Here is a 24,459-nt window from a genome sequence, read left to right on the forward strand (position 1 = left end):
AGCAAAGAAAATTTAGTCTAAGGTTAATTCTTCACTCTAACACATTTCTTTATTCAAATTTTAGTTTCATGACGTTTTTTTAACTTAAAACGTGATAATAAGAATTTAGTCTGTAACCTAATATCAAGTAATGGCGTCTGTTTGGCAGACTCTTTATAAATACCTGCCTCTGTTTTTAGAAAAACAGCTCTCGCATCTTCAATAGCAATGCGCAGTAACTTATTTTCCTTACGAATGAGGGGATTATAGCTGTCAAAATAATGGAGGTCCTGTCCAATATAATCTGACATATCTTTAAAACGAGCAGCCATGGTAATACCCTGCATCTTTTTAGCAGCCAAAACCTTACCATCTTTATCAATAGCAAACATAACGATGGTCCCAGCTCTGATCTTACCAGACCGACGTCCAATAGCTACACGTCCTAGACGCCTTAATTGCCTATAAATGCTATTAAAATGTTTTATTTGCTTTAAGCCTAATATGATTTGAACTGCATAGGCTGCTAAAGCAAAGAGACCAAAAATAATCATAAAATTCATCAGAATACTCCTTTTTCTCTGGTAAATGTAATAAAGTCTGCTTTGTTTTCCACTCTTTCTAAAGCTTCTTTGAGCTCTTTATCGCTAGCAATTCGAAAAATATCATCATACAATTCTAAAAGTTCTGCCTCTGTTTGTGTTGCAATTTTATTGGGAATAGCTACTAAAAAGATAAGATCAACACTTTCATGATCTGTATGGTAGGACTCCTCAAGAACCCCTACCATTAAAACGATCTTTTCTAATGTTTGATTGATAGTATGTGGAAAAGCAATACCATTGCCAAATATAGTAGATTGTTCTTTTTCTCTATCTAAAATACGTTTTTCAAAATGATCATCCACTAGCCCTAATGCTTCTAGTGACTGTGTCATATACACTAAATAATCTTGATAGCTAGCAGCTTTGACCAATCTCGAAAAGGTCAAAATGATTGTTTTGAGATTTTTTCTATGATAATGATTAACGCGTTGCCATTCCTCACGCAGCCACTGATCATCAAAAAGATTTCTAATTTGAATAACTGGCGAGTTAATCTGTCCTAATTTCAAAGGAATGGTTGTAAAGACAGCAAAGTAATTATCATTAGTGTCAGGATTAAAGTTTTCTTCTGAATATTGAGTGATTTCGATATCATGGCCAAGTACGCGTTTTAATTGACGCTTTATCATATGTGCTGTTCCGCGTCCCGTTGTACAAACAACGGCAACTCGGCGTTTTTTGTTTTGAAAAATAGCTCCATTTTCATGTAAAATCATTTCGAAATAAAGGGCTAAATAGCTCATTTCAGACAATTCCAGCTGACAGCCAAAATGATTTTTCAAATCATCACCAGCGACTTTTGCCATTTCAAAGGCCAAAGGATACTTATTTTGAATTTCTCTATGGAAAATATCATTAGCCTGAACATGAAAGATAAGTCGATTGATAAGAAATTTTAAATGTGTTTGAATTTCAGTAAATAAACGTTGCTCATCAAAGTTAACCAAGAGTGTATCCTTGACCTTCTTTACAAAGCTTTGATAAAGCTTCTGCAAACTCTGCACATCAGTCAATTGATAGGTCAATGCGTCAATATATTGTGTATTGAGAGGAAAACTCAAGAAATCTTGTTCATACTGACTGAGCGATATCTGATAAGTCACTTCAATATGATAAAGCAATTGCTCCATAATAGCTGACTGAGCTAGTCCGTTAACATAATAGTCAATAGGAGTAAGCAAAAGTTTTTTCCGTTGAATGCGAGCAACTGTTATCGAAATGGCTTTAGTCAGTAACTCCTGCGTTTTTCTAGGAATTTTAAAGGCAGTATATAGTTCTTCTAAAAAATCATGCGTCTCTTTCTTTAAGGTAGCTGAATCAAAATAAGAATAGACATGATGAATATAAAAGAGCCGTAGATTTAATTCCGTACCAATAATTTCCAAACCACGATTAGGTTTGCCGAATATGCACAATTGATATTCTACTGCTAAATCCTTAACATGCTTCAAATCCTTATTAATGGTCGTTCGACTAACACCGATTTCCTCAGCCAAATCATCAATAAGTAAGGGAGATGTGGCTTGAATCAAACGTTTAATGAGATAAGAAGCTCGCTTATTTGAAGAATTAAAATCACTCTCTTTGCGCAAACTTCCCGCTAAAATTGTTTCCAATCTAGCATAATCATAGACGTCTAACAGCAAAAGATTATCTTCTTGTCTGATTTGAATATCATCATCCAAAATAGCATTAAATTGCTCTATACTTGTCAGCAACGTTTTCATACTGACATTAAGTTCTTTACGCATAGTTTCTAGAGAAACACTATGCTGAGCAACTAATATTTCTAAAATATGATACCAGCGATTAACTAATGCCACTTTTTTACCCTCTATATTGATTTAACCGCGCGTTTTACCTCCGGCAACATTGGTTGTGATACCTGTGATATAACTTGAACGGTCCGAAATGTAATAAGCTACCAAATCTGCAACTTCACTTAATTTCCCACTGCGTCCCAGTGGTGTTGTCGTTGTTGATGCGTAACCTGCACGAATTTCCTCAACTGTCTTTCCTCTAGTATAGCCAAGTGCCTCTTCATAAGCAAGCGTCCGCAGACCTGTTGCTTCCATGATTCCCGGAGCAATACCAACAACTCGAACACCGTATTTGCCAAGTTCCTTTGCCCATGATCGTGTATAACTATAAACAGCAGCCTTGGTTCCCGCATAAGCACTTTGTCCTTCAGAACCTTCTAAACCAGCTTCCGAAGCCATATTGATAATAACTCCTTTTTTCTTTGCCACTAAAAGGCGCCCTACCGCTTGACTAACCAAATAGAGGCCTTTCTGATTAATCATGGTAATCTTTTCAAAAGTTGCATCATCAAGCTCGTATTGCCCATGAGGATCCTTAGGATCAACTAAGAGACGTGGAATATTGATGCCTGCATTATTGACAACAGCATCAACTGTTCCAAAATGTTCAACAACAGCTGCGACAGAAGCTTCTACTTGCTCACGGGATGTCACATCCACTTTCTGGAACAAGAGATTTTCATGCTTTTCTCCATTATCCGTGAGATCAAAATTAGCGACTTTTACCTTCAAGCTCAGTAATTCATCCACAATAGCTTTTCCGATGCCTGAAGAAGCTCCTGTTACAATTACTGTTTTGCCAGCAATATTTAACCAATCAGTCATTTCTTACACTCCTTGTCTTTCTTTTATTTGTTATAACTATTATAAAGCGCTCACAACAAATAATTAAGACACTCTTTTTTGGGCTATTAAAAAATTTAACATACTAATTGGCAAAATAAAAGCCAAGACAACAGCCTTGGCTTTTATTATATTTTTATCATTAAACTAAAGACGTGCGTTTAACTCAGCACCAAGTTCTTCGAATCCTGGTTTGCCAAGAAGAGCAAACATATTTTTCTTGTAGGCTTCAACACCCGGTTGGTCAAATGGGTTAACACCATTTAGGTAACCAGAAAGTCCAATAGCCAATTCGAAGAAGTAAATCACATAACCTAATGTAAATTCATCCTGCTCAGGAATAGTCAAGAAGGTATTTGGGACACCCCCATCTGTATGAGCTAACAGTACGCCATCGGTAGCCTTCTTATTAACAAAATCAACATCTTTGCCTTGAAGATAGGCAAGACCGTCAAGATCTTCTGCTGCTTCTGGAACAAGGATATTCTTACGTGCTTTTTCAACACGGATAACCGTTTCAAATAAATTGCGATTGCCTTCTTGGATAAATTGTCCAAGAGAATGCAAATCTGTTGAAAAGTTAGCTGATGTTGGGTAAATGCCTTTTTGGTCTTTACCTTCTGATTCACCGGCTAATTGTTTCCACCATTCACTAAAGTATTGAAGGGATGGTTCATAGTTAGCCAGAACTTCTGTCACATAACCTTTACGGTAAAGAATATTACGAATAGCCGCATATTGATAAGCTTCATTTTCTGATAATTCAGCAGACGAATAGTCTTGACGAGCTGCTTCTGCCCCAGCCATCAACTGATCCAAATCTGCTCCTGAAGCTGCAATTGGCAATAAACCAACAGCTGTTAAAACCGTAAAACGTCCACCAACACTATCTGGAACGACAAAAGTTTCCCAACCATTGGCATCCGCTTCTACTTTAACGGCTCCTTTAACACGATCAGTTGTCGCATAAATACGTTGATTAGCTTCTTCTTGACCATACTTTTTAACTAGAAGATCTTTGAAAACGCGAAAAGCTATGGCAGGTTCAGTAGTTGTTCCTGATTTAGAAATAACATTAACCGAAAAATCCTTATCAGCCACATAATCAACAAGATCCGCAAGGTAATTTGAAGAAATCGAATTTCCGGCATAAAGAATTTGCGGTGCTTTACGTTCTTCCTTATTTTCAAGATTGACAAAAGAACTGTTCAAAAAATCAATCGCTGCACGTGCCCCCAGATAAGAACCGCCAATACCGATAACAACCAAAACATCACTATCAGATTTGATTTTTTCAGCAGCCTTTTTAATACGAGCAAATTCTTCTTTATCATAGTTCTGAGGTAAATTCAGCCAGCCCGTCATTTCAGCACCCGGTCCAGTTCCTTTACGCAAAGCCTCATCCGCTGCTGTTACTTGCATTTGAATATAATCCAATTCATGTGAAGCAAGGAACTTCCCCAATACTTTTGAATAATCGAATTTAATGTGTGTCATTTGAATCCTCCAAAATTTCTTCTTTTCTATGATATCTCTTTCACTAAATTTAATCAAGCAATTTTTATATATAAAGCGCTTTCATTTTTATTTTCTTATTTTTTTAACTCCCACAGCGACAAGAGAACAATCGTTTGCATATACTTCTTGCATTTCTCATTCACTAACTTTCATATTGATTGATATAATCTGTTATTTCTATACAATGGTATAGCCATATAATCTAAAACAAGATTTTGTCCTCTAATTGATTTACTCTGATCACTTAATAAAAATCGGATGGAATAACTAACATCTTCTAAATCAATAAATCTTCGATAAGGAATTTTAGTTAGTAAACGTTTTCCAAATCATCTATACAAATATAATCTAATTTCATATTGCATTTTATCACAAATTTATGAAATTATTATTGTTATCTATTTACCTTACTATTACACAAAAAATAGAGCACACAGCTTACATCGCTTAGGGCTGCTGGATTCCTCCCCTGACCCGCTTCACGCAAAGCTGTTGCTCCGATATCTATTATAGCATAAAGTAAAAAAACTGCCAACTTAAGACTTTTTCTTTTGCCAAAAAGCAAGAGCTAAGAGGCAAATCATCAAACCAACTAGGGCTGGGACGACAATAGTCAAGCCCGCCTGTCCACTGTCCATATAAGACCAAATAATTTTTGAAAGGGCTGTGATAATCAAAATTAAACCAACTAACTTCCAACTATGTAGCCAAGTTGCCCTAACAATGACGATAAAAAAACTAATAACCAAAAAGGCAAAGAGCACATTCTTAGCTGTCAAGCCTGCTTGTAAAAATTCCTTCTCATAGGTTAAAAACTCCTTGACTAAAGGTGGGGTTGATTGTGGCACGGGAAACCAAATCATGCTTGTAAAAAGAGCCAAGATGCTAACCGATACCCCTATGATTCGTCTATGATAGGCAAAAAACAAGATGGGAAGGATTAAAATAGGACGAATATACCAGCTTAATTGGTTTTGATGACGTTCAAAAGCCCAAGCTTGAAAATCTAAATTCAAAACTAGCAGACCAACAAAGAGTAATGTTAAAGCAAACAAAAAAGCTGATAATAGCCATTCCTGTGGCTTGGTGATTGTATTCATTTTGTTCTCCTGTATCTAAAAAAACTCTGCATCATTTGAGCACATTCTTTTTCCAGAATTCCCCTCTCTACTTCTACACGATGATTGAGCCGCTCATCAGTTAGGATATCATATAAGGAACCAGCCCCACCAAATTTAGCATTTTTGGCACCGTAAATGACCTGCGGAATACGTGCTAAACCAATGGCTCCGCTGCACATAATGCAAGGCTCAATGGTGACAAAAAGCGTACAATCCAGCAGACGCCAACTTTCTTGTGTTCTATTTGCTTGATTGATAGCCATAATTTCGGCATGCATGATGGCAAGATTTTCCTCTTCACGCGCATTATGACCACGCCCAATGATTTGATCGTCCTTAACGATAACACAGCCAATAGGAATCTCTTCTTTTTGAAGTGATAGCTGAGCTTCTTTGAGAGCTTCTCCCATAAAAAACTCTTTTTCTGCCTGAGTCAAACCTGCCATCAGCAGTTACCGATTTGCCATGATTTGTGAGGTGTAGCCAATTCCACAGGGATGCCATTGGAGTATGCCTCAGTCTGGCTTCTTAGGATTTCTAGATGGTTGTCTGGATCAATGCCTGCTGGCGGTACTGGTGGCATATGGGTCAAGACTAGACGTTTTACCTTAGCCGCACTAGCGATTTGTCCAGCTTCTTTGGTCGTCAAATGAGCGATGTGGTTTTCATTGCCTTCGTAAAGGTAAACATCTGCTAAAAAGAGGTCCGCGCCTGCGGCAAATTTATCTAAATCCTCAAAATAACCCGTATCACCTGTGAAAACAAAAATTTGACCAGTTGTACGCTCCACAATACGTATGGCGTAGCAAACAACAGGATGTACTGTCTTAATAAAAGTAATGTCAAAAGATCCAATTTGCTCAAGACCATTGACATTATAAGCTCTGCCTTCAGAAACACCATCAAGTGTCAACTTTGAAAACTCATAAGTATCTTGGTCATGACCGTAAATCGGTAAAACTTTGGGCGTCCAAAGATGTTTAGGATAAAGCTGAAAATAATGACGCAAAACGCCCAAGTCAGCGACATGGTCTGGATGATAGTGAGAAATAATGACTGCATCTAAATCTAGCGGGCTAATTTCTTTTTCGAGTTCATTGAGTGCACGGCTACCGCAATCAATTAAGAGCTGAAAACCGTCTTCTCCTGTCAAGAGATAGGAGGTTGTTCCTTCATCTTTATAGGGATAGGCTCCCCAGCAACCAAGTGTGGTTAGTTTCATAAAAACACCTTCTTTTTTTAGTTATTTTTATTATAACAAAATGAGCTGCTCTTTGGATAATAAAAACCAGCTTATGTTATCTAAAAAAAGAATAAATCAAAGCGATAATGAACCAGGCATAAACAATAATGAATAACCACTTCAAATAAACAACAATAGCAATAAATTCACGAATAAAAGCACTGGGAATATAATAGGCGGCTGTTGAACAACCCAAGCCATCTCCAGCCATATGCAATCGGCGTGCATAAACACTGGTTCGAAAGACATGATAAGCATTAGTTACAAAAAGAAAACGCGGTTTTTTCATTTCTTTTTCTGCTAACTGCTTGGAAAAGAGAAGATTTTCATAGGTCGAATGCGATTGTTCTTCCAAGAGAAGCCTATCATTTGGAATATCACTTGCCTGTTTTCGAATATAATTGGCAATTGCCGCTGCTTCAGAAATGGTTTCCCCAGAACCTAAACCGCCACTGGCAATCAATTTGACTTGCGAGTTTTTCGATTGTCTAAAGGCTTCTAAAGCCTTATCAATCCTGCGCTTTAATAAGGGAGTCACTTGATTGCCATGCAAAAGACCTGCACCATGAATAATAATATAATCATAATGCTTGTTTTTAGGAATAATCAGATAAAGAATCGAATACAGCATAAAAGCTATAAAGGCAACACTGAAAATAAGAAAAGAAGCGCTTAACAAGGCATACAAAGAAGCAATAAAACGATTGAATAACAAATGAGTCGAATGGTGAATTCGGATTACCATGAATAAAAAGAAGCTAGTAATCATTAGCCCTAAACAAAGCGATAAAAGGTTAATCTTCGAGAAACCTTCTTTATGTAACAGAATAATCCCGTTATAGACTAAAAAGAGACCACCCAAAAATATTATAAGAGGAGTCGAAATTAAAAGAAGCAGGAAAACGCCATAAGCCGTATAATAACCATGACTATAGAGAAATTCAATGATAGCCAAATAGCTTACCATCAAGAAGACGATAAGAAGAATGGGATTGAGTAAACTTCGTGCCTCATGATAAATAGAAACTACTAACAAAATAAACAATACAACTGCAAGCAATCCTAACATAACATCTCCTTATTTTTATTACACTTAAATTTTTAATCTTGATTGTCACATTTGAAATTCTCTTCATTTTTTGAACAAAATACTTAAAAAATTCAAAAATAGCAAAGCTCTTCTAATAATCTTAGTCTTTTGTAACTTCTGAGGAATTCTTCCATCTTTATTTTATCTCAAAAATCAAGATAGAACCTTACACCTTTGTAAGTCCTCAAAATATTTTTTTAGATTATATAATCTAAAATCATCTAGTAGAGCTAGATGATTTCAGAGTGTAGACAAAGTCTCGATTAAGGCTCACTTCGCTCGCAAATCAATGCCATTTAAATTGGCATTTGCAGAACTTCAAAATATATATGTATAGAAAAAGCAGGTTTATCTTTAAGTGATAATAACTCTGGTAAACAGAGGCATTCACCCTTATAAAAAGTTTTAATCTCCCTTTAAAAACTGTAATTGTGGCCATTTATTTTGCCAATGCTTTTTCAGAAGACGTTGCTGGTAAACCCGCATTCTCTCCTCATCTGCTAAAAAATGTGGTGTGGGGGCAACTTTAAATTGAACAATATCCTCTAAACCATAGGGAAGGAAGAGCTCCAATTTCCCTTTGTCATTTATTCTAGCAGCGAGGGCAGTGCACTTTTCTGGATATTTTGCAATAGCATCGCAAGAATTATGATAAGGCTCTGTGTTTGGACTGTGAACATGCATATAAATTTGATTTTTGAGCTCCCATTTATAAGCAGGATAAGCTGCCTGTAACTCCTTCTCAATCCTCAAAGTCTTTTCATAAGAAATCGTCTGATCAAAAAAGACAACATCGATATCCGTCTCCTTATCAAAGGCTGGTTTCCCACTTAAATAATTCCAAATAAAATTGTGAAGTGTGCCCGCACACAACCAAGCATCCGAAAGTTTAAGATCTCGAATAATGGTTAAAATACGAGAAATCGGTTCATTTGCCAGCAGTAATGTCTTTAACTGCTCTTCATCCATTAAAAATTCCTCTCTGAGCGTCCATAGCCGTACTTTTCAATAAAGTCCTCACGAAATTCTAAAATATTATCATCCATAATGGCTTGACGAATTTTCTCCATAAGATTTAGTAAGAAATAAAGGTTATGATAACTGGTCAAGCGAAGTCCAAAGGTCTCATCTGCTTTAATCAGATGGCGAATATAAGCGCGTGTATAATTTTGACAAGTGTAACAATCACAATCATGATCCAGCGGCGTAAAGTCTTCTGCATACTGAGCATTTTTGACAACCAAGCGTCCCCTTGAGGTCATACAGGTTCCATTTCGAGCAATCCGAGTCGGCAAGACACAATCAAACATATCAACGCCACGAATAACCCCATCAATTAGACTGTCCGGTGCACCAACTCCCATGAGATAGCGAGGTTTATTTTCTGGTAATAAAGGTGTTGTAAAGTCAAGAACGGCATTCATTTCTTCATGCGATTCCCCAACAGCAAGACCGCCGATGGAATAGCCCGGAAAATCCATTGAAACCAGATCAGCTGTTGACTGACGCCGCAAATCTTCAAAGCCTGCCCCCTGAACAATGCCAAAAAGTCCCTGATCCTGAGGCCGACGGTGAGCTTTGAGGCCTCGCTCTGCCCAACGACTGGTTCGTTCAATTGAAGCTTTGACATAGTCATAAGGCTGATAAAACTGCGGGCATTCATCAAAGGACATCATGATGTCTGAACCTAAATTATTTTGAATAGAAATGGCCTTTTCTGGGGTCAAAAACATTCTAGCTCCATTCAGATGATTTTTAAAAGTGACTCCTTCTTCAGTAATATTGCGTTTTTCAGCCAATGAATAAACCTGAAAACCACCAGAATCGGTTAAAATCGGCTGATCCCAATTCATGAATTTGTGTAGACCTCCCGCTCTTGCAACCAAGTCATCTCCCGGCCGTAACCAAAGATGATAGGTATTAGCCAAAATGATTCCTGCTTTCATTTCTTTTAATTCTTCTGGGGATTGTGTTTTGACAGTAGCCTGTGTTCCAACTGGCATAAACATAGGGGTGGGAAAAACTCCATGCGGTGTGATAATCTCTCCCAAACGTGCTCCAGTGTGTTTTTCTTTCTTAATAAGACGATATTGAATCGGTGAATGTGTCATTTTTACTCCTTGCTTTCAAGACTGTATTTTGGACAGTTTAACCTTATAAATTTTATCAAAAAAGCTAGCAGATGTCATTAAGCGTACTTCTTAGAACCTGCATTCAGAACTTTTATCAGTTTTTTTTGAGAGTGTAAGAAAGGTACAACGAAACACCTACACTATAGCTATTGGCTGCTTTTACACTAATTTAATATGAGACATATTATCAATTCCTCATACTAAGTGCTGCAGGATTTTTCATTTTAAATTTCAATTGAAAATTAATATCCAATTAAGTCTTTTGCACTCGATTAACACAACAGTTAAGTTCCGATTTTTGAAACGGTTTCAGGTTCACATCTCTACTAAAAACAGTTATAATGACGATGTTAGTAGATATACTAACAATAAAAAAGGGAGGTATTCACATGAATACAAGAATGATGGAACAATTTGAAACTATGGATGCTGAAACACTTTCACATGTAACTGGGGGCGGTCTTTACGATGGAGCTAATGGCTATGCTTACCGCGATTCCCAAGGTCACTGGGCTTATAAGGTAACAAAAACTCCAGCACAAGCTTTAACAGACGTTGTAGTAAATAGCTGGGCTTCAGGTGCAGCAAGTTTTGCCGCTTACGCTTAAGTCATTAAGATAATCGTTCATATTGTTATATAAACGGCAAACACCTCATCTATTATAATAGATGAGGTGTTTTTTTGATATTATCGCATAAGTATGAACTAGCCAATCTGTTTGAAATAAACGACAATCCTTTTAAGTGCTAAAACACCATGACCAGCACAAACGCTAAATGTTTTTTGATAAATTGCCCTCTTAGTTTAACTTGAGATATTCAATTTTAAGACATTTATTCATGACAATCTGGTCACAACCGGCAAACCGTAATATTTTTTCCGCTTCTTGGCTTTGCAGTCCCAATTGTGCCCAAAAAACATCTGCATCTGTTTCAATGAAATCCCTAGCAACATCTGCTAAAAAGTCACTGCGGCGAAAAACATCCACAATATCAATATGTTCGGGAATATCCTGCAGGCGAGCATAAACCGTTTCACCCAAAATCTCATCACCAACAGCCCTAGGATTAACAGGAATAATTTTATAACCAGCACTTTGCAATACCTGAGCAACATCATAAGCTGCTGTCTCTTTTCTTGCAGATAAGCCAACTATTGCAATCGTCTTGGCCCTTTTTACATAATCAAAGATGACATGTTGACTAGGATTTTGAAATTGATAAGCCATAAAATGACCTCCTTAACTTTTTCGCTTGAATTTCCTCTTTTAAATCGGTAAGTGAAACTAACAATTGCTATTAAAGTAATAAATAAACCTGTTTACTTTGCCTCATACCAAGTCTGCCCTGCATTTTCATCTGCCACAAGTGGTACAGAAAGTTCAATAGCAGATTCCATGGTTTCCTTGACCAACTTTTGGATCGCTTCAAGTTCAGCATTTGGTACCTCAAGGACAATTTCATCATGCACCTGCAGGAGCATCCGCGATTGATAATCTCCTTTTTTCAAGGCTTGATCGAGATGAATCATGGCCACTTTGAGAATATCAGCGGCGCTACCCTGAATAGGCGAGTTAATAGCTGTTCGCTCCGCAAAAGACCGAATATTGAAATTGCGTGAATTGATATCCGGTAATTCACGGCGACGATGAAAGAGCGTTTCAACATAACCCTTATCACGCGCTTCTCGCACCACTCTATCCATATAATTTTTAATTCCCGGATAACGTTCAAAATAGGTTTCAATGTAATTCTTAGCGGCTTTGCGGCTAATACCCAAATTATTAGCCAGACCAAAATCAGAAATGCCATAAACCACACCAAAGTTAACAGCCTTAGCATTGCGGCGGTCATTAGGAGTGACGTCTTCTGGTCTTTCAATACCAAAGACACGCATGGCTGTAGAGGTGTGAATGTCTGCCCCTTCCTTAAAAGCAGCAATTAAATGTTCATCGCCTGAAATATGAGCCAGCACCCGCAATTCAATTTGTGAATAATCTGAACTGAGCAGGACACTCTCTTTCCATTCAGGAACAAAAGCCTTGCGAATGAGACGTCCCTGTTCCAAACGCACAGGAATATTTTGTAAATTAGGATCAACGCTGGATAAGCGGCCAGTTTGCGTTAAATCTTGCAAATAACGGGTATGAATCTTGCCATCAAAGGAAATCGAATCTTGCAAGCCAATGATATAGGTGGATTGCAATTTCGCAATTTGACGATATTCTAAAATTTTAGCAACGATTGGTGAACGATGAGCCAGACGTTCCAAGACATCAACAGCTGTTGAATAACCTGTTTTCGTCTTTTTAGTGGCTGACAAGGGTAGACCCAATTTTTCAAAGAGGATAACTCCCAATTGTTTTGGAGAATTAATATTGAACGCCTCACCAGCTAAATCATAAATCTCCTGAGTCAGAGCCTGCAATTCAATCTCATTAGCCCGTTCCATGTCCTGCAGCGTTTCTTTTCTAACCGAAATACCTGCAATTTCCATTTTAGCCAACACATTTGCCAGCGGTAATTCCATCTCAAAAAGCAAGTCCAGTTGGTCATTGGCAGACAGTTTCTGACGCATCGGCTCTTCGCTAGCAAGCAAGACACTGATTTTTTTAGCTAAATGGCTGAGCAGAACATTTTTTTCTGGGATAGCACGTTTAGCTCCTTTACCATACACATCATCGTCTGTTTCCAAAGGTAAATCTGTGTAAAGTCTTGCAATGGTCGAAATGTTATTATTTTCAACAGTTGACAGCAAATATTTGGCCAAACGACTATCGAAACTAGCTGTCGGCAGATCAATGCCCAAATGACTCAGCAAGACCTTACCGCGCTTAAAATCATAAGTTTTAATAGGTTTTGACAAGGCTTCTTTAAACAAATCATGCGTCAGCAAACTGGTATCAGTTGTCGCATAAATCGCTTGGTCATCTCCCCAAGCCAGGCCGATCATCTCTTGGGTATGATAATTATCATTCAAAATTTCAAAATAAAAGAATTGATCAGGCGCAAACATATCAGGCTTGAGTTCAGTCACTTCTGTATAATTCACTTCAAAATTTTCGGCTTTAGGTGAACTGTCAAGTTGTGATCGAAATTGTCTGAAGTCCATTTCGTCATAAAACTTAGCCAGTGCATCAAGCTGAGGACCAGAGTAATCAATATCGTCTAAAGTGATGGTGATCGGTGCTTGCGTATCAATGGTTGCCAGTGTCTTAGAAAGAAAAGCCTTTTCTTTATCGTTGATGAGATTTTCCTTCATCTTAGTCGTTTTAAAGCTATCAATATGTTCATAGATAGCTTCTAGACTGCCATGTTCATGCAACAGTTTCAAACCTGTCTTCTCACCAATTTTTGTTACCCCCGGAATATTATCAGACTTGTCCCCCATGAGAGCCTTGAGATCAATAAATTGCTTAGGCGTCAGTCCCATTTTTTCCATGAGATAGTCTGGTGTAAATTCTTCAAATTCAGCAACACCTTTTTTGGAAATCTCAACAGTCGTATTACTATCAGTCAGCTGAATGAGGTCCTTATCACCGCTGACAATAGTAACATCATATTCATCCTCATTTTCGGCTAATTTATCAAGGGTTCCAATAATGTCATCAGCTTCATAATTTTCCAAATCATAATAGGAAACACCTAAAGCGGTCAGCATCTCTCTAATATAAGGTAACTGCTCACGAAATTCTTCCGGCGTTTTAGCACGGCCCGCCTTATAGTCTGCAAACATTTCTGTTCGAAAGGTTGTTTTCCCAGCATCAAAAGCCACTAAAACATGCGTCGGTTCCACCCTTTTCATCATATGATCCAACATTAAATGAAAGCCATAAATGGCATTGGTGTGTAAACCAGCAGGATTTTTAAAGCGGTCAATTTGATTATAAAGTGCAAAGAAAGCACGATAAGCAACGGAAGAGCCGTCAATCAATAATAATTTTTTCTTGTTTGTCATAGATCTATTGTAACATAAATCCTAGTCTTTACTCTCTTTAAACACTGACAATAAGATTAAAAAGAAGTAAACAAGCCACAAAAAAATGAGACACTATTGCCTCAAGCCTCATTTTTATCAAATAATCGTTGGATTTCCTTCACCAACATCAAAATCTTCTACTTTTTCTCCATTAAGGAAGTGATTTTCCCCATAGTTTCTTCACAATTTGCATAAAAGTTAGGAGCAGCTATTTGATTTTTCTTACCACTATCGTAAAGACATTTACAGACAAACATCAAATCTTGAGTATTGCCATGCAAGGTCATAATTTTACGGGTCAGTACTTTTTTTGCAAACATGCGTTTCATAAGAGGTGCAGAAATAACAGTTGGTAATTTATAGGCTAAGAGCTCGTTCTTATAATGCTTTAAATTAACTCCTCGACTAGCTACAATTTGAGAAGTTTCACGAATAGTTTTGACAGCTTCTTTTAAGTACTGTATAGAATCCATGAGCTGTTCTGCTGCTGCAGCCGTATCCTTAACATCTCCAGATTTTCCCATGACTGAAATAACACCTGCATTGATGCCCATATGCAGCCAAATCCACTCCAGCATATCATAGGGCTGTTCCAATTGAATCTGACAGTCATCAAAAAGCCTCGCTAACTTCTCATAGTTAGAAATAGCTGCCTTTTCCTTTCTTTCCAGCATAAAGTGATCAAAAAGGCAGCAAGTCAGCCTATTGTCCCTAATATTACCGCCAGCCACAGGATAACCTAGAATATAAGAATATCCTTTCACTAACTTGTCAACATAGGCACGATCTTTCCAAATCCCACAAGCCAGAATCAACGTTCCAGAAATACCATCTGCTGCCAGACTGTCGATCACAGAAGTAAGGCCGCCTGATGGGACACTGACAAAGATAAAGTCATAGGTTTTGCTCGAGCAGTGCTTCACTTGGTAAACATCACAGCTCTGGATGCCGTCTTTCTCAGTTCGACCATCCAGCAAGTCTACTTGGAGTTGTTTAACAGCAGCTTTAGGACTGTCTTTTCTCAGGTAATGCTCAACCTCATGGCCCGCCTTTTGAAAAACATAACCATAGATGCTACCAATCGTTCCTAAACCTATTACTAAAATTTTCATTGTAACATTTCCTTTCTTTACTGACGGCGTTTTTTGATAAGTGAGTTGATTTCCTGCGCTTCTTGTCCTAGATAGAAAAGATCTAAGAGACGGGATATCAGGTAGATAATCAGACCGATAGACAAAAGCACCCAGAGACTGGCATTCCAATGGAAAGGGAAACTAAGACTGTAGATAATTCCCTCAATAATGACAAGGTCAAGAAGGCTTCCGACTAGTTCTTGTTGAAATTCCCATTTTTGCCTTGTCAGCAAGGCCAAATGAATTAAAATATTAACCAAAAACACTTGAAAAATGGTAACCAGTAAGAGCCAGTGTGCTTGAAAATAAAGAGCAAACAAAGATAACAAAATTAAACTAATTCCTGTCGTTGCAAAGAAATTTGTGACTGCTTTTCTCATTATCGAATTCCTTTCAAAGCTTCTTTAACATCTGGCAAATAGCGGCGGTTGACAATGACCTTTTCACCATTCAATAAAGTGGCTTCCATACGGCTGTTGAAAAGCGGGCGTATATTCTCCAGAACATTGATATTGAGCAAACAAGACTTGCTAATCTGAACAAAGCCATCATGTTGTAGGTCATGAAGCAACTGGTAAAGTTTTAAATCCGTCTGATAAACCTCATCTGCCAAGTAGACAAAGGTTTTTTTGTCCACACTTTCGATATAGTAAATATCTGAAAAATTGACCAAATACTTTCTGCCCTCCTGATAACAGCTGAGCTGCCTGTCTACTGTCTCCAGAAAACCGAGAATGCGCTCAATCAACTTATCTTTCTGACCATATGTGATATGAATTTCTAATTCCTTATACTGGTCATCTTGCTCAATTCGTAATTTCATAGTACCCATTATAGCACAGCTTTTCCACAAAAAATCCTGCATCAACCAAGTTGCAGGATTAGATAACTGAAATACAATCTAATTTACGAATGCAGGAATTTTTCGACTTTGTCAGTCTGCTGATGAAGAAAGCGCAGATTAACCAACTGAAGAGGGAATATAAGGACTGTCAGCATCAATAAAAGCATCCAGCTAAGTGTCTGAGCAAAACAAAATCCCATGATAGCCATAACCAGTAAAGGAAGAGTTAATGCTGCAGTGATACTTCCGGGTACCCATGTACGATAGGTAATGGCTTGAGAAATATGAGAAAAAAGATGGAAAGTATGTCCCAATGTGATAGCTAATACCAACTCTGGTACTCTAAAAAGAATGCCTGCAAGCAGAATCAGACTAGCTAAAACAAACTCTTCTAAGACAGCCACTGCAATATTTTCTGCTGAAGGGTAATGCTTTCTGCCTGAGATAAATATCTCATTGGCAAACTTGGGATCACTCTTGTTCTTAGCAATCCATGGGCAGACTAAAATTATTTCTTCAAACTCGTGTATCATAAAAAGCGTTATAGCGATAAAAGCGAATAGTGCTGCTGTCATTATTTCTCTCCTTTATTCAAGATACCAAAGAGCATTAGAAATCCGTATAAAAATAGGAAACTGACGCCGTGTCGCCAGCCAAGACACAAGGAAGTTTATCTTTTTTACTAGGATTTCAGCTCGTGTTCAATTTACTTAAGATACAAAGGCATAAGCGACACACCGCAAAATAGGAAAGCTGACGAAAATGCTTTAGCATTAGAATGTCTTTATCTTTTTTCACAGTGTCGTAGCCGTATCAATTTATTAAAGAGCGGTTTCCTTATACTGCTTTAATGTCTTGCCGGTCCATTTTTTAAAGGCCCGCAGAAAGCTGGACTTTTCTGAGTAGCCTACTAAATAAGCAATCTCATCAACTGACATAGATAAGTCAAGATAGGAAAAAGTCATCAATTTTTGCATATGTAAAACTTCCTCATTAAAAGTTGTATCCTCAGCAGCCAATTTACGTTGCAGGGTACGGGCACTGAGCCCTAGTCTGTTAGCTATCATTGCAAGGGAAAATTGTCCACTAGGGATGGCAGACAGCAACTCTGTCTGAACGGCCTGAGTGAAATTGTCATCACTATGGAGTTGGGACAACTGCTGATTAAGACTTAACTTCAAATGATACCACATGACATTATTTTCAGTGATAAAAGGTTTTTCAAGATCTGCTTTAGATAATACTAAACGATTATAATCTGTTTTTTTCGGCAGGATTCCTGCTTCCTTCTCAAGAAGTCTTCCATAATCATAAGGAGAACTTATTTCGTAAGGAAGAATGCAAGTCCCTGTTCCCGTCCGTAAGAGACTTAAAAGAAGCAACTGTTCCTGCAGCAATAACATGCGAGGAAGCGGAAGCTGTGATGAACAGTAGGCATAACTTACAGAAATTTCATCTCCGCCGTCTTCAAGCTGTACTTTTACTGGACCAATCAAGCTTTTATATTTCGAAAAACGCTGTAAAGCCGTCAAACCATCAGGACTTGCCAAAGCAGCAAAAAAGGCCGGCACAAACTTCTTAATATTTTCAATTCTGCTCAAAGCTAACAAAGCTTCATCCGTAATCAGCTTATCTAAGGTTGCTATAAAACAATAGTACTCCTGAGCATTATAAGTAAGCTCTTCTTGCCACAGCTTATTAGGCAGCTGTGCTTTTTGTAAAACCAGCCTGATATCTATTCCCAATTCTTGTAGGAAAGACTGAAATTGTTTCGTAATCATCAGTTTCATAATCATTACCCCAAGTCCAACTTGAACAGCCAAGTCATTAATACATCCGTTTACTTTCTGACTTTTATTGAAAACGCTTCAACTTCTAGTCAGCTCATTTAGGTGACATCCCTAACTTGCAACAATTTTTTTCACAGATTATTATAAAGCAAAAAAGCGGCTTTTGCATAGGACAATCAATGACACTACAATGACAATTGATGCCAAAAGCCTCACATTAACTAAGATGCAGGATTAGAAAGCTAAGATATAACACTCAACTTACAATTTAGGTTCTCACTAAGCCTTTTTATTTTTTACTGCTTACAAAAGGCCGTGGAAAATACTCACAGTATCTGTTTATTCACGCTAAACTAACTATTCTATTCTAATCTAGTCTCTTACCTGTTATTTTTCACAACTCAATTTCATAGAAAAACACCCCAAAAGTTAGATTTTAGGCTAACTTTTGAGATGCAGGTCAAAATCAATATTTCTAAGAGCCTGTTTTTAAAAGCTTTTAACATTACATTTTTTAATTTTGAGAAGAATGTCACTCCTTACTCAGATGAATTTAGAAAAATACTATTTCAGTCCCTTAACAACTTTAACCACATTATCTACTGTAAAGCCATAATTTTCAATGACTTGAGCAGCAGGAGCTGATGCTCCAAATTTATCAATACCGATAACCGCACCATCAAGACCAACATATTTATACCATGGTTGGCTGGCTGCCATTTCAATGGCTACACGACGGCGTACTGAATTTGGCAAAATAGCTTCTTTGTAGGCAGCAGATTGCTCATCAAAGAGCTCTGTAGAAGGAACAGAAACAACACGTACTTTTTCGCCTTGTGCTTCCAATTCCTTAGCTGCTTTGACTGCTAAGTTAACTTCAGAACCTGATGCCAAAAGAATGGTATTAAAGTCAGAATCTGTTTCATAAGTAACATAAGCTCCCTTAGCAACTGAAGTAAAGCTTGAACCAGCTTCAACATCAAGATTTTGACGTGTCAAAACAAGAGCTGTTGGTGTGTTTTGGCTTGTCAAAGCATAATGCCATGCTGCCTGTGTTTCGCGTGCATCAGCTGGGCGAAAAACAACCAAATTAGGAGTGGCACGTAAACCTGCCAAGTGTTCAATCGGTTCATGAGTAGGGCCATCTTCACCAACGGCAATCGAATCGTGGGTAAAGACATAAGTTACTGGTACTCCTTGAAGAGCTGACAAACGAACAGCTGCTTTGAGATAGTCTGAAAAGACAAAGAAGGTACCGCCATAAACACGCAGTCCGCCATGAAGAGCCATACCATTCAAAACAGCAGCCATAGCAAATTCACGAACACCAAACTGGATGTTACGGTTAAGCGGATGATCAGCATCTTGAAGCCCATCTGCTTTAATGTAAGTCATGTTAGAATGCGCAAGATCAGCAGATCCTCCAAGAAAGTTAGGTAGTACGTCTGCCGCAGCATTGATGGCATCTTGACTAGAATTACGCGTTGCTTGAGAGAAACCATTTTCGTAGACTGGAAAATCAGCTTCTTTGATTTCCACAGGATCTTTTCCATCAATAATTGCATCCACTTCACGCGCCTCTTTAGGATAAGCTTGTCGATATTCTCCAACAAGATTTGACCAAGCATCGTAAGCAGCTTCACCACGATCCGCAACATTTTCTTTGAAATCATCATAAACCTCTTGAGGAACTTCAAAAGGAGCATAACCCCAATTGAGAGCCTTACGAGTAGCAGTTGCTTCTTCAGCTCCAAGTGGTGCACCATGAACAGCATTGGTACCGCCTTTAGTTGGAGCACCGTAGCCAATCACAGTTTTAATTTCAATAAGAGAAGGTTTGCCAGCTGCCTTTGCTTCTTCAATAGCAAGTCCAATAGCTTCAATATTATTGCCATCTTCAACTAAGATTGTATGCCATCCATAAGCATCATATCGTGCACGAACACTTTCAGTGAACGCATCATTGGTTTCACCATCCAAACAAATATCATTAGAATCATAAAGAACAATCAGTTTATCCAAATTTTGTTTGGCAGCATAGGATGACGCTTCGCCAGAAACACCTTCCATAAAATCACCATCACCGGCAATAACATAAGTATAGTGATCAAAAATAGGGTAGCCTTCACGATTGTATTTAGCAGCTAAGAAACGTTCAGCTTGAGCCAAACCAACAGCCATTGAAATCCCTTGGCCAAGAGGGCCTGTTGTCACATCAACACCTACGGTATGGCCATACTCAGGGTGCCCCGGTGTTTTAGAGCCCCACTGACGGAAATTTTTGATTTCATCAATAGAAATATCTTCAAATCCCGACAAGTGCAAGAGAGCATATAAAAGCATTGAGCCATGACCAGCTGACAAAACAAAACGGTCACGGTTAATCCAATTTGGCTGACTTGGGTTAACACGTAAATGCTTAGTATATAGACTGTAAGCCATTGGGGCAGCGCCCATGACAACACCCGGGTGACCCGACTTAGACTTTTCAATAGCATCTACCCCTAAAAAGCGAATGGCATTAACCGATAAATCTGACATAATATTCTCCTTTTTAATGTAGTCATAGATATTTTAACATAAAACGCTTACTTGTTCCATATATCCAAATAAGTTTAAACTCTTTCAAATACCCGCATATCGTGCGACATGCGGATATAAAGTTTAAAGACATAATTAACATTATTTTATGTACCATTGAACGATAAATCAACCAATAATTGATTCACTGTTCAATTGAGGAAACAAGACGCAGGCATAATTAAAGTTAGGCAAGCCGAAGTTGACGAAGAGGGAACAGATGAGATGAATGATAACCTATGATTGATTTTGCCTTTCAGTTTAAGAAATGAACCGGAGATAGAACTGAAGTTCAGCGAGGTGAAATTGACAACGAATGAAAAGCAAAAAGCAATTATAGGAGGGCTTTGAACTGGATATTAGAATCATGCTCAAAGCAGTCATCAAAACCGCGTGGGTGATGATATTCAATTCTATCCTTATCTTGTGGGTAAGTGTATTTACCACCAACTTCCCAAATGAAAGGATGGAATTGATATTGCAAACGTTCTTTACGCATCTTCCAAAGGACAAGAATTTCATCTGTTGAAGCCATGAAATTAGACCAAATATCGTAGTGAACAGGAATAATGACTTTGGCACGAAGATTCTCAGCCATACGAAGGAGATCGATTGAAGTCATTTTATCTTGAATACCAACTGGGTTGTCACCATAGTTATTGATAGCAACATCAATATCAAAGTCTTTGCCATGTTTAGCAAAGTAATTTGAGAAGTGAGAATCAGCACCATGATAGATGGTTCCACCAGGAGTTTCAAAGATATAGTTAACTGCCTTGCGAGCCATTTCCTCATCTGTAACAGCAAGTCCTTTAAGGTCGTCATTGTTCTCTTTTGCACCTTCAACTGGTAAGGTTACCAGACAAGTACGGTCAAAGGATTCAACAGCAGTTACTTTAATATCTTTAAATTCAAAAGAATCACCCGGTTTAATCACGATAATGCGGTCTTCTGGCACTCCCCATTTTTTCCAGATTTCGCCACATTCATATGGTCCGACGAACTTAACATGGTCTAATTTGGGATTATTAACAATAGCTGCAGCTGTATTAATATCAATATGATCACTGTGGAAGTGGGAAACAAGATAGTAGTCTAATTCGTTGATGGCAAATGGATCAATGACCATCGGTTGCACACGAAGGTTTGGTTGTAATTTACGCACACCTGCCATGTTAGCCATTTGGTGGCCCCAAACCATGTCTTTTACTTTCTTAGTTGATTTACCGCGATTTGACCACAAGTCCATAACCACATTGGCTCCACCAGGAGTTTTAATCCAGACACCACAGTTACCCAGCCACCACATAGCAAAATTATTGGCAGGGACTACTTCTTCTTCAATTTCTTCGTTCAGCCAAGTGCCCCATTCTGGGAAAGTACTTAAAATCCATGATTCTCTTGTAATATCTTTAACATTAGTCATTTTGTTTCCTCCTATACATTGGATAGTTATTTTTTCTACATATTTATAATACTGCTACCAGAGCCTTTACAAAAGACCAAATAAAACACAAGCTTGTGTTCACATTTGGACTGTTCCTATCTTAACAGTGTGGCCTCATAAAAAAAACATTAACATTGCCTACCAAACATTTCAGACTTAAAAAAACTGTATTCACAGAAATTATTTTATTGATAAGATAAGTGCTAACTTAGGAAAAAAGAGTGGAAAAAGTTGTTCAGGTATTAACATGAATTGACCGTTCACGAAATAAGATAAGCTCCAATAGTTTTTCAAACTGTTGGAGCTATCGTTTGCAGAGCAAGGGATAGAAGTTAGGAAAAACTCCCAGTACACTTTTTTGTACCAGCCTCTAGTATAAAACGTAACCAATACCATAGCGTTGGCTTTTTGACGTCTCTACCACCCAAGAAAACTGTCAATACAAGTTCTAAGCCTTTTTATTTGTATTGTGAACAAAGAGCGATAGCGGCTCAATTTTAAAATTCACAAAAAAATAAGTCTGGGAGGGTATTTCGTTCCAGATATCATACTATATTTCTATCTTTTATTATTATCATAAAGCAATTCCTCATTGATTAAGCCTTCAATTTTTGTTTTGAGGACATAACAATCACTATCATTCTTAACATAATGACGAATATAAGTTTCTAACTTTTTATCAAAATCATCCTGACCCGTTTGTCCACGCTGCTTAGCAAAACGAATTAATTTAATGGCATCATCATCTCTTAAAATAGAATGGACAAAAAGAGTTGGCAGCTGCGTATCGAGACTGTCATTAGTTGAAATAACCAAATCAACAGCCATAATATCAGCAACACTATAAAATTGTTCAGATGTTAAGACAGCTTCAATCTTGCTATGAGGTAAATATTGTTTGCACTGCTGCATAAAGAGTTTTTGCACTCCAATGCCTTCATCACAAACTAGGGTCAAGGCTGCAGGTGGTGTCGGTTTCGTCTCAGAATGTACCAACTCACCGCCAATGTGGATGGTGATATAAGCAATATCATCGTCATTCATTTTAATAGACCAAGCATTTTCCAAAATAGAAAGACAAACCTTGGTCATAGCAAATAAGTCTGCATATTTATCTTTAATTTGGTCTGTTAGCGGATTATTTGAAACGATGCCATAAGCCTTCCTAAAAAGAAGGGCTTTACAATGCGTTAATAACTGATTAAGTAAGAGTTGTTTATGTTTAAAACAAACATGGTAATCAAGCTCAAAAGCATCTATAAAATAGCTTAAAACACGCCGCATATCATCATAATCATGACTTTCAAGATGCATATCGCGATCTTTTCGATACGACAAAAGCAAAACAGCAATTAAAGAGGTTTCGATCTCATCTAATTCAATATGAAATTCTCTTTTTAGATTCTCATTTAAATGCCTCGCAATTTCATATTCTTTGCGCTCTTTGATAGGAGAAAATTCACTTAATAAATCTCTTTGTTCACGTTCTGATAAACCTAGGTTCTGATAACTTAACAGCTGATAAGGTAAAGTAGCAACCATAAAACGGATATCTTGACTGTTGATTTTTTTACCGAGTAATGCTTGGGAAACCTGCAATTCTCCTCTTATAAAACTTGAAATATCATCAGAAAAATAACTAGACAAATCAGCAAAATCTCTCAGCTTATCACGCATCATAGCTATAAAATTAGGGTTACTATCTGTATAAATAGTATGAAGAAGCTTATTTAAATATTGAATTTTAGACAGAGGATGGCAGTCCAAATAATAGCCTTTTGATTTGGTTGCCTGAAGCTTAATACTATATGGTTCAAAAGAAAGACGTTGACGCAGTTCATTGAGGTCATTGAGAATGGTATTACGGGAAACTGCATTGATTTGCATCAACTTTTCAATCGTAACACGATCTTTAGCAATTGCAATATAAGTTATGCTAAGCAGCATACGTTCTTGTATACTCATTACATAAGAATAATCATCTAAATCTGCTAGCAAAGTGCGGCAGGCTGCTTTTTGTTGTGATGAAAGCAAAATACCTATGCGAGGATAGCTAATGATTTTCGGAATCTCAGATGGCAGCGCTTCATTTATTTTATCAAGATGGTAATAAACTTTACGTCTGGACTGATTTAAAACCTTAGAAATGCTCATCACTGTTTCAGGCTCTTCTAACTTTATCAAATAAGAAAGAAGGTCATAACTATTTCTATCCAAGATAATCATTTTTTGCCTCCCTTGTTATCGATTTCATTATTTTCATTATAGCACACTTTTAAAGCGAGACTTACTTTATCATCCAGATAAAAAATCGGCCTCTTATACGATTTCTTTT

The 24,459-nt window shown here is 37.6% G+C and carries 21 protein-coding genes, 1 other RNA gene and 1 pseudogene; 1 reads left to right on the forward strand and 22 read right to left on the reverse strand.

The annotated features are described in order from the left end of the window. Positions 1-53: 53 nt before the first annotated feature. From FNL60_RS08915 to tgt, 12 genes and pseudogenes are all read right to left on the reverse strand, one after another. Positions 54-542, reverse strand: a complete 489-nt coding sequence (locus FNL60_RS08915) for a transcriptional regulator GutM (protein ID WP_002267379.1) — start codon at positions 540-542, stop codon at positions 54-56. After that, complete coding sequence (locus tag FNL60_RS08920) at positions 542-2,407, reverse strand: BglG family transcription antiterminator (protein ID WP_002280035.1); 1,866 nt, start codon at positions 2,405-2,407, stop codon at positions 542-544. Before FNL60_RS08920 ends, FNL60_RS08915 begins: the two co-directional genes overlap by 1 nt. Positions 2,408-2,428: 21 nt before the next feature. Next, a complete protein-coding gene (locus FNL60_RS08925; RefSeq protein WP_002265311.1) occupies positions 2,429-3,229 on the reverse strand; it encodes an SDR family oxidoreductase in 801 nt (266 codons plus the stop codon). 165 nt (positions 3,230-3,394) lie between these two features. After that, positions 3,395-4,744 carry a glucose-6-phosphate isomerase gene (locus FNL60_RS08930; protein ID WP_002266501.1) on the reverse strand — a complete coding sequence of 450 codons (1,350 nt, stop codon included), beginning with the start codon at positions 4,742-4,744 and terminating at the stop codon, positions 3,395-3,397. 198 nt (positions 4,745-4,942) lie between these two features. Continuing rightward, positions 4,943-5,094: pseudogene (locus FNL60_RS10520) on the reverse strand (SDR family oxidoreductase); the annotation flags it as partial. 82 nt (positions 5,095-5,176) lie between these two features. Beyond that, an RNA gene (gene ffs, locus FNL60_RS08945) (signal recognition particle sRNA small type) lies at positions 5,177-5,274 on the reverse strand. A gap of 27 nt (positions 5,275-5,301) precedes the next feature. Continuing rightward, positions 5,302-5,865, reverse strand: coding sequence for a hypothetical protein (locus FNL60_RS08950; protein ID WP_002262912.1), 564 nt, complete (start codon positions 5,863-5,865; stop codon positions 5,302-5,304). Beyond that, complete coding sequence (gene tadA / locus FNL60_RS08955; RefSeq protein ID WP_002268227.1) at positions 5,862-6,332, reverse strand: tRNA adenosine(34) deaminase TadA; 471 nt, start codon at positions 6,330-6,332, stop codon at positions 5,862-5,864. The genes FNL60_RS08950 and tadA overlap by 4 nt, the downstream gene beginning before the upstream one ends. Next, positions 6,332-7,108: an MBL fold metallo-hydrolase gene (locus tag FNL60_RS08960; RefSeq protein WP_002266499.1), complete on the reverse strand. Its 777-nt coding sequence runs from the start codon at positions 7,106-7,108 to the stop codon at positions 6,332-6,334. The genes tadA and FNL60_RS08960 overlap by 1 nt, the downstream gene beginning before the upstream one ends. A gap of 76 nt (positions 7,109-7,184) precedes the next feature. Continuing rightward, positions 7,185-8,198, reverse strand: coding sequence for a YdcF family protein (locus tag FNL60_RS08965; protein WP_002262915.1), 1,014 nt, complete (start codon positions 8,196-8,198; stop codon positions 7,185-7,187). 426 nt (positions 8,199-8,624) lie between these two features. Then, positions 8,625-9,188: a nucleotidyltransferase family protein gene (locus FNL60_RS08970; protein ID WP_002280036.1), complete on the reverse strand. Its 564-nt coding sequence runs from the start codon at positions 9,186-9,188 to the stop codon at positions 8,625-8,627. Beyond that, entirely contained in the window at positions 9,188-10,330 is a 1,143-nt protein-coding gene (tgt, locus tag FNL60_RS08975; RefSeq protein WP_002266496.1) for a tRNA guanosine(34) transglycosylase Tgt, read from the reverse strand. Before tgt ends, FNL60_RS08970 begins: the two co-directional genes overlap by 1 nt. A 410-nt stretch (positions 10,331-10,740) precedes the next feature. Here tgt and FNL60_RS08980 point away from each other — a divergent pair, with 410 nt between their 5' ends. Next, positions 10,741-10,959: a garvicin Q family class II bacteriocin gene (locus tag FNL60_RS08980; protein WP_002267385.1), complete on the forward strand. Its 219-nt coding sequence runs from the start codon at positions 10,741-10,743 to the stop codon at positions 10,957-10,959. 192 nt (positions 10,960-11,151) lie between these two features. Here FNL60_RS08980 and FNL60_RS08985 read toward each other — a convergent pair whose 3' ends face one another. The 10 genes from FNL60_RS08985 to FNL60_RS09030 all read right to left on the reverse strand — a co-directional run bounded on the left by FNL60_RS08985 (position 11,152) and on the right by FNL60_RS09030 (position 24,350). Next, on the reverse strand, positions 11,152-11,580 hold the full coding sequence (locus FNL60_RS08985; RefSeq protein ID WP_002263534.1) for a CoA-binding protein: 429 nt from the start codon (positions 11,578-11,580) through the stop codon (positions 11,152-11,154). 92 nt (positions 11,581-11,672) lie between these two features. After that, positions 11,673-14,309 (reverse strand): DNA polymerase I, encoded by a 2,637-nt coding sequence (gene polA / locus FNL60_RS08990; protein ID WP_002280423.1) that lies wholly within the window; start codon positions 14,307-14,309, stop codon positions 11,673-11,675. 158 nt (positions 14,310-14,467) lie between these two features. Beyond that, positions 14,468-15,442, reverse strand: a complete 975-nt coding sequence (locus tag FNL60_RS08995; protein ID WP_002264770.1) for a ketopantoate reductase family protein — start codon at positions 15,440-15,442, stop codon at positions 14,468-14,470. A gap of 17 nt (positions 15,443-15,459) precedes the next feature. Beyond that, positions 15,460-15,843 carry a hypothetical protein gene (locus tag FNL60_RS09000; RefSeq protein ID WP_002263531.1) on the reverse strand — a complete coding sequence of 128 codons (384 nt, stop codon included), beginning with the start codon at positions 15,841-15,843 and terminating at the stop codon, positions 15,460-15,462. Next, a complete protein-coding gene (locus tag FNL60_RS09005) occupies positions 15,843-16,295 on the reverse strand; it encodes a LytTR family DNA-binding domain-containing protein (RefSeq protein WP_002266702.1) in 453 nt (150 codons plus the stop codon). The genes FNL60_RS09000 and FNL60_RS09005 overlap by 1 nt, the downstream gene beginning before the upstream one ends. Positions 16,296-16,369: 74 nt before the next feature. Further along, positions 16,370-16,882 (reverse strand): HXXEE domain-containing protein, encoded by a 513-nt coding sequence (locus FNL60_RS09010; RefSeq protein WP_002278379.1) that lies wholly within the window; start codon positions 16,880-16,882, stop codon positions 16,370-16,372. A gap of 246 nt (positions 16,883-17,128) precedes the next feature. Next, a complete protein-coding gene (locus FNL60_RS09015) occupies positions 17,129-18,097 on the reverse strand; it encodes a helix-turn-helix domain-containing protein (RefSeq protein ID WP_002269117.1) in 969 nt (322 codons plus the stop codon). Positions 18,098-18,661: 564 nt separating this feature from the next. Further along, positions 18,662-20,638 carry a transketolase gene (tkt, locus tag FNL60_RS09020; RefSeq protein ID WP_002280276.1) on the reverse strand — a complete coding sequence of 659 codons (1,977 nt, stop codon included), beginning with the start codon at positions 20,636-20,638 and terminating at the stop codon, positions 18,662-18,664. 373 nt (positions 20,639-21,011) lie between these two features. Then, the gene (gene ulaG, locus FNL60_RS09025) at positions 21,012-22,103 is read right to left on the reverse strand and encodes an L-ascorbate 6-phosphate lactonase (RefSeq protein ID WP_002263526.1); all 1,092 of its coding nucleotides are present in this window, start codon (positions 22,101-22,103) and stop codon (positions 21,012-21,014) included. Between the two features lie 579 nt (positions 22,104-22,682). Beyond that, the gene (locus FNL60_RS09030) at positions 22,683-24,350 is read right to left on the reverse strand and encodes a BglG family transcription antiterminator (protein ID WP_002280277.1); all 1,668 of its coding nucleotides are present in this window, start codon (positions 24,348-24,350) and stop codon (positions 22,683-22,685) included. Between the last annotated feature and the right edge of the window lie 109 nt (positions 24,351-24,459).

The sequence above is a fragment of the Streptococcus mutans genome (assembly GCF_006739205.1).
Classification (GTDB): domain Bacteria; phylum Bacillota; class Bacilli; order Lactobacillales; family Streptococcaceae; genus Streptococcus; species Streptococcus mutans.

Excerpts from the sequence above, each read along its gene's own strand:
- FNL60_RS08915 (WP_002267379.1), bottom strand. The coding sequence starts at position 542 with ATGAATTTTATGATTATTTTTGGTCTCTTTGCTTTAGCAGCCTATGCA.
- FNL60_RS08925 (WP_002265311.1), bottom strand. The coding sequence starts at position 3,229 with ATGACTGATTGGTTAAATATTGCTGGCAAAACAGTAATTGTAACAGGA.
- FNL60_RS08930 (WP_002266501.1), bottom strand. The coding sequence starts at position 4,744 with ATGACACACATTAAATTCGATTATTCAAAAGTATTGGGGAAGTTCCTT.
- FNL60_RS08950 (WP_002262912.1), bottom strand. The coding sequence starts at position 5,865 with ATGAATACAATCACCAAGCCACAGGAATGGCTATTATCAGCTTTTTTG.
- tadA (WP_002268227.1), bottom strand. The coding sequence starts at position 6,332 with ATGGCAGGTTTGACTCAGGCAGAAAAAGAGTTTTTTATGGGAGAAGCT.
- FNL60_RS08960 (WP_002266499.1), bottom strand. The coding sequence starts at position 7,108 with ATGAAACTAACCACACTTGGTTGCTGGGGAGCCTATCCCTATAAAGAT.
- FNL60_RS08965 (WP_002262915.1), bottom strand. The coding sequence starts at position 8,198 with ATGTTAGGATTGCTTGCAGTTGTATTGTTTATTTTGTTAGTAGTTTCT.
- FNL60_RS08970 (WP_002280036.1), bottom strand. The coding sequence starts at position 9,188 with ATGGATGAAGAGCAGTTAAAGACATTACTGCTGGCAAATGAACCGATT.
- tgt (WP_002266496.1), bottom strand. The coding sequence starts at position 10,330 with ATGACACATTCACCGATTCAATATCGTCTTATTAAGAAAGAAAAACAC.
- FNL60_RS08980 (WP_002267385.1), top strand. The coding sequence starts at position 10,741 with ATGAATACAAGAATGATGGAACAATTTGAAACTATGGATGCTGAAACA.
- FNL60_RS08985 (WP_002263534.1), bottom strand. The coding sequence starts at position 11,580 with ATGGCTTATCAATTTCAAAATCCTAGTCAACATGTCATCTTTGATTAT.
- polA (WP_002280423.1), bottom strand. The coding sequence starts at position 14,309 with ATGACAAACAAGAAAAAATTATTATTGATTGACGGCTCTTCCGTTGCT.
- FNL60_RS08995 (WP_002264770.1), bottom strand. The coding sequence starts at position 15,442 with ATGAAAATTTTAGTAATAGGTTTAGGAACGATTGGTAGCATCTATGGT.
- FNL60_RS09000 (WP_002263531.1), bottom strand. The coding sequence starts at position 15,843 with ATGAGAAAAGCAGTCACAAATTTCTTTGCAACGACAGGAATTAGTTTA.
- FNL60_RS09005 (WP_002266702.1), bottom strand. The coding sequence starts at position 16,295 with ATGGGTACTATGAAATTACGAATTGAGCAAGATGACCAGTATAAGGAA.
- FNL60_RS09010 (WP_002278379.1), bottom strand. The coding sequence starts at position 16,882 with ATGACAGCAGCACTATTCGCTTTTATCGCTATAACGCTTTTTATGATA.
- FNL60_RS09015 (WP_002269117.1), bottom strand. The coding sequence starts at position 18,097 with ATGAAACTGATGATTACGAAACAATTTCAGTCTTTCCTACAAGAATTG.
- tkt (WP_002280276.1), bottom strand. The coding sequence starts at position 20,638 with ATGTCAGATTTATCGGTTAATGCCATTCGCTTTTTAGGGGTAGATGCT.
- ulaG (WP_002263526.1), bottom strand. The coding sequence starts at position 22,103 with ATGACTAATGTTAAAGATATTACAAGAGAATCATGGATTTTAAGTACT.
- FNL60_RS09030 (WP_002280277.1), bottom strand. The coding sequence starts at position 24,350 with ATGATTATCTTGGATAGAAATAGTTATGACCTTCTTTCTTATTTGATA.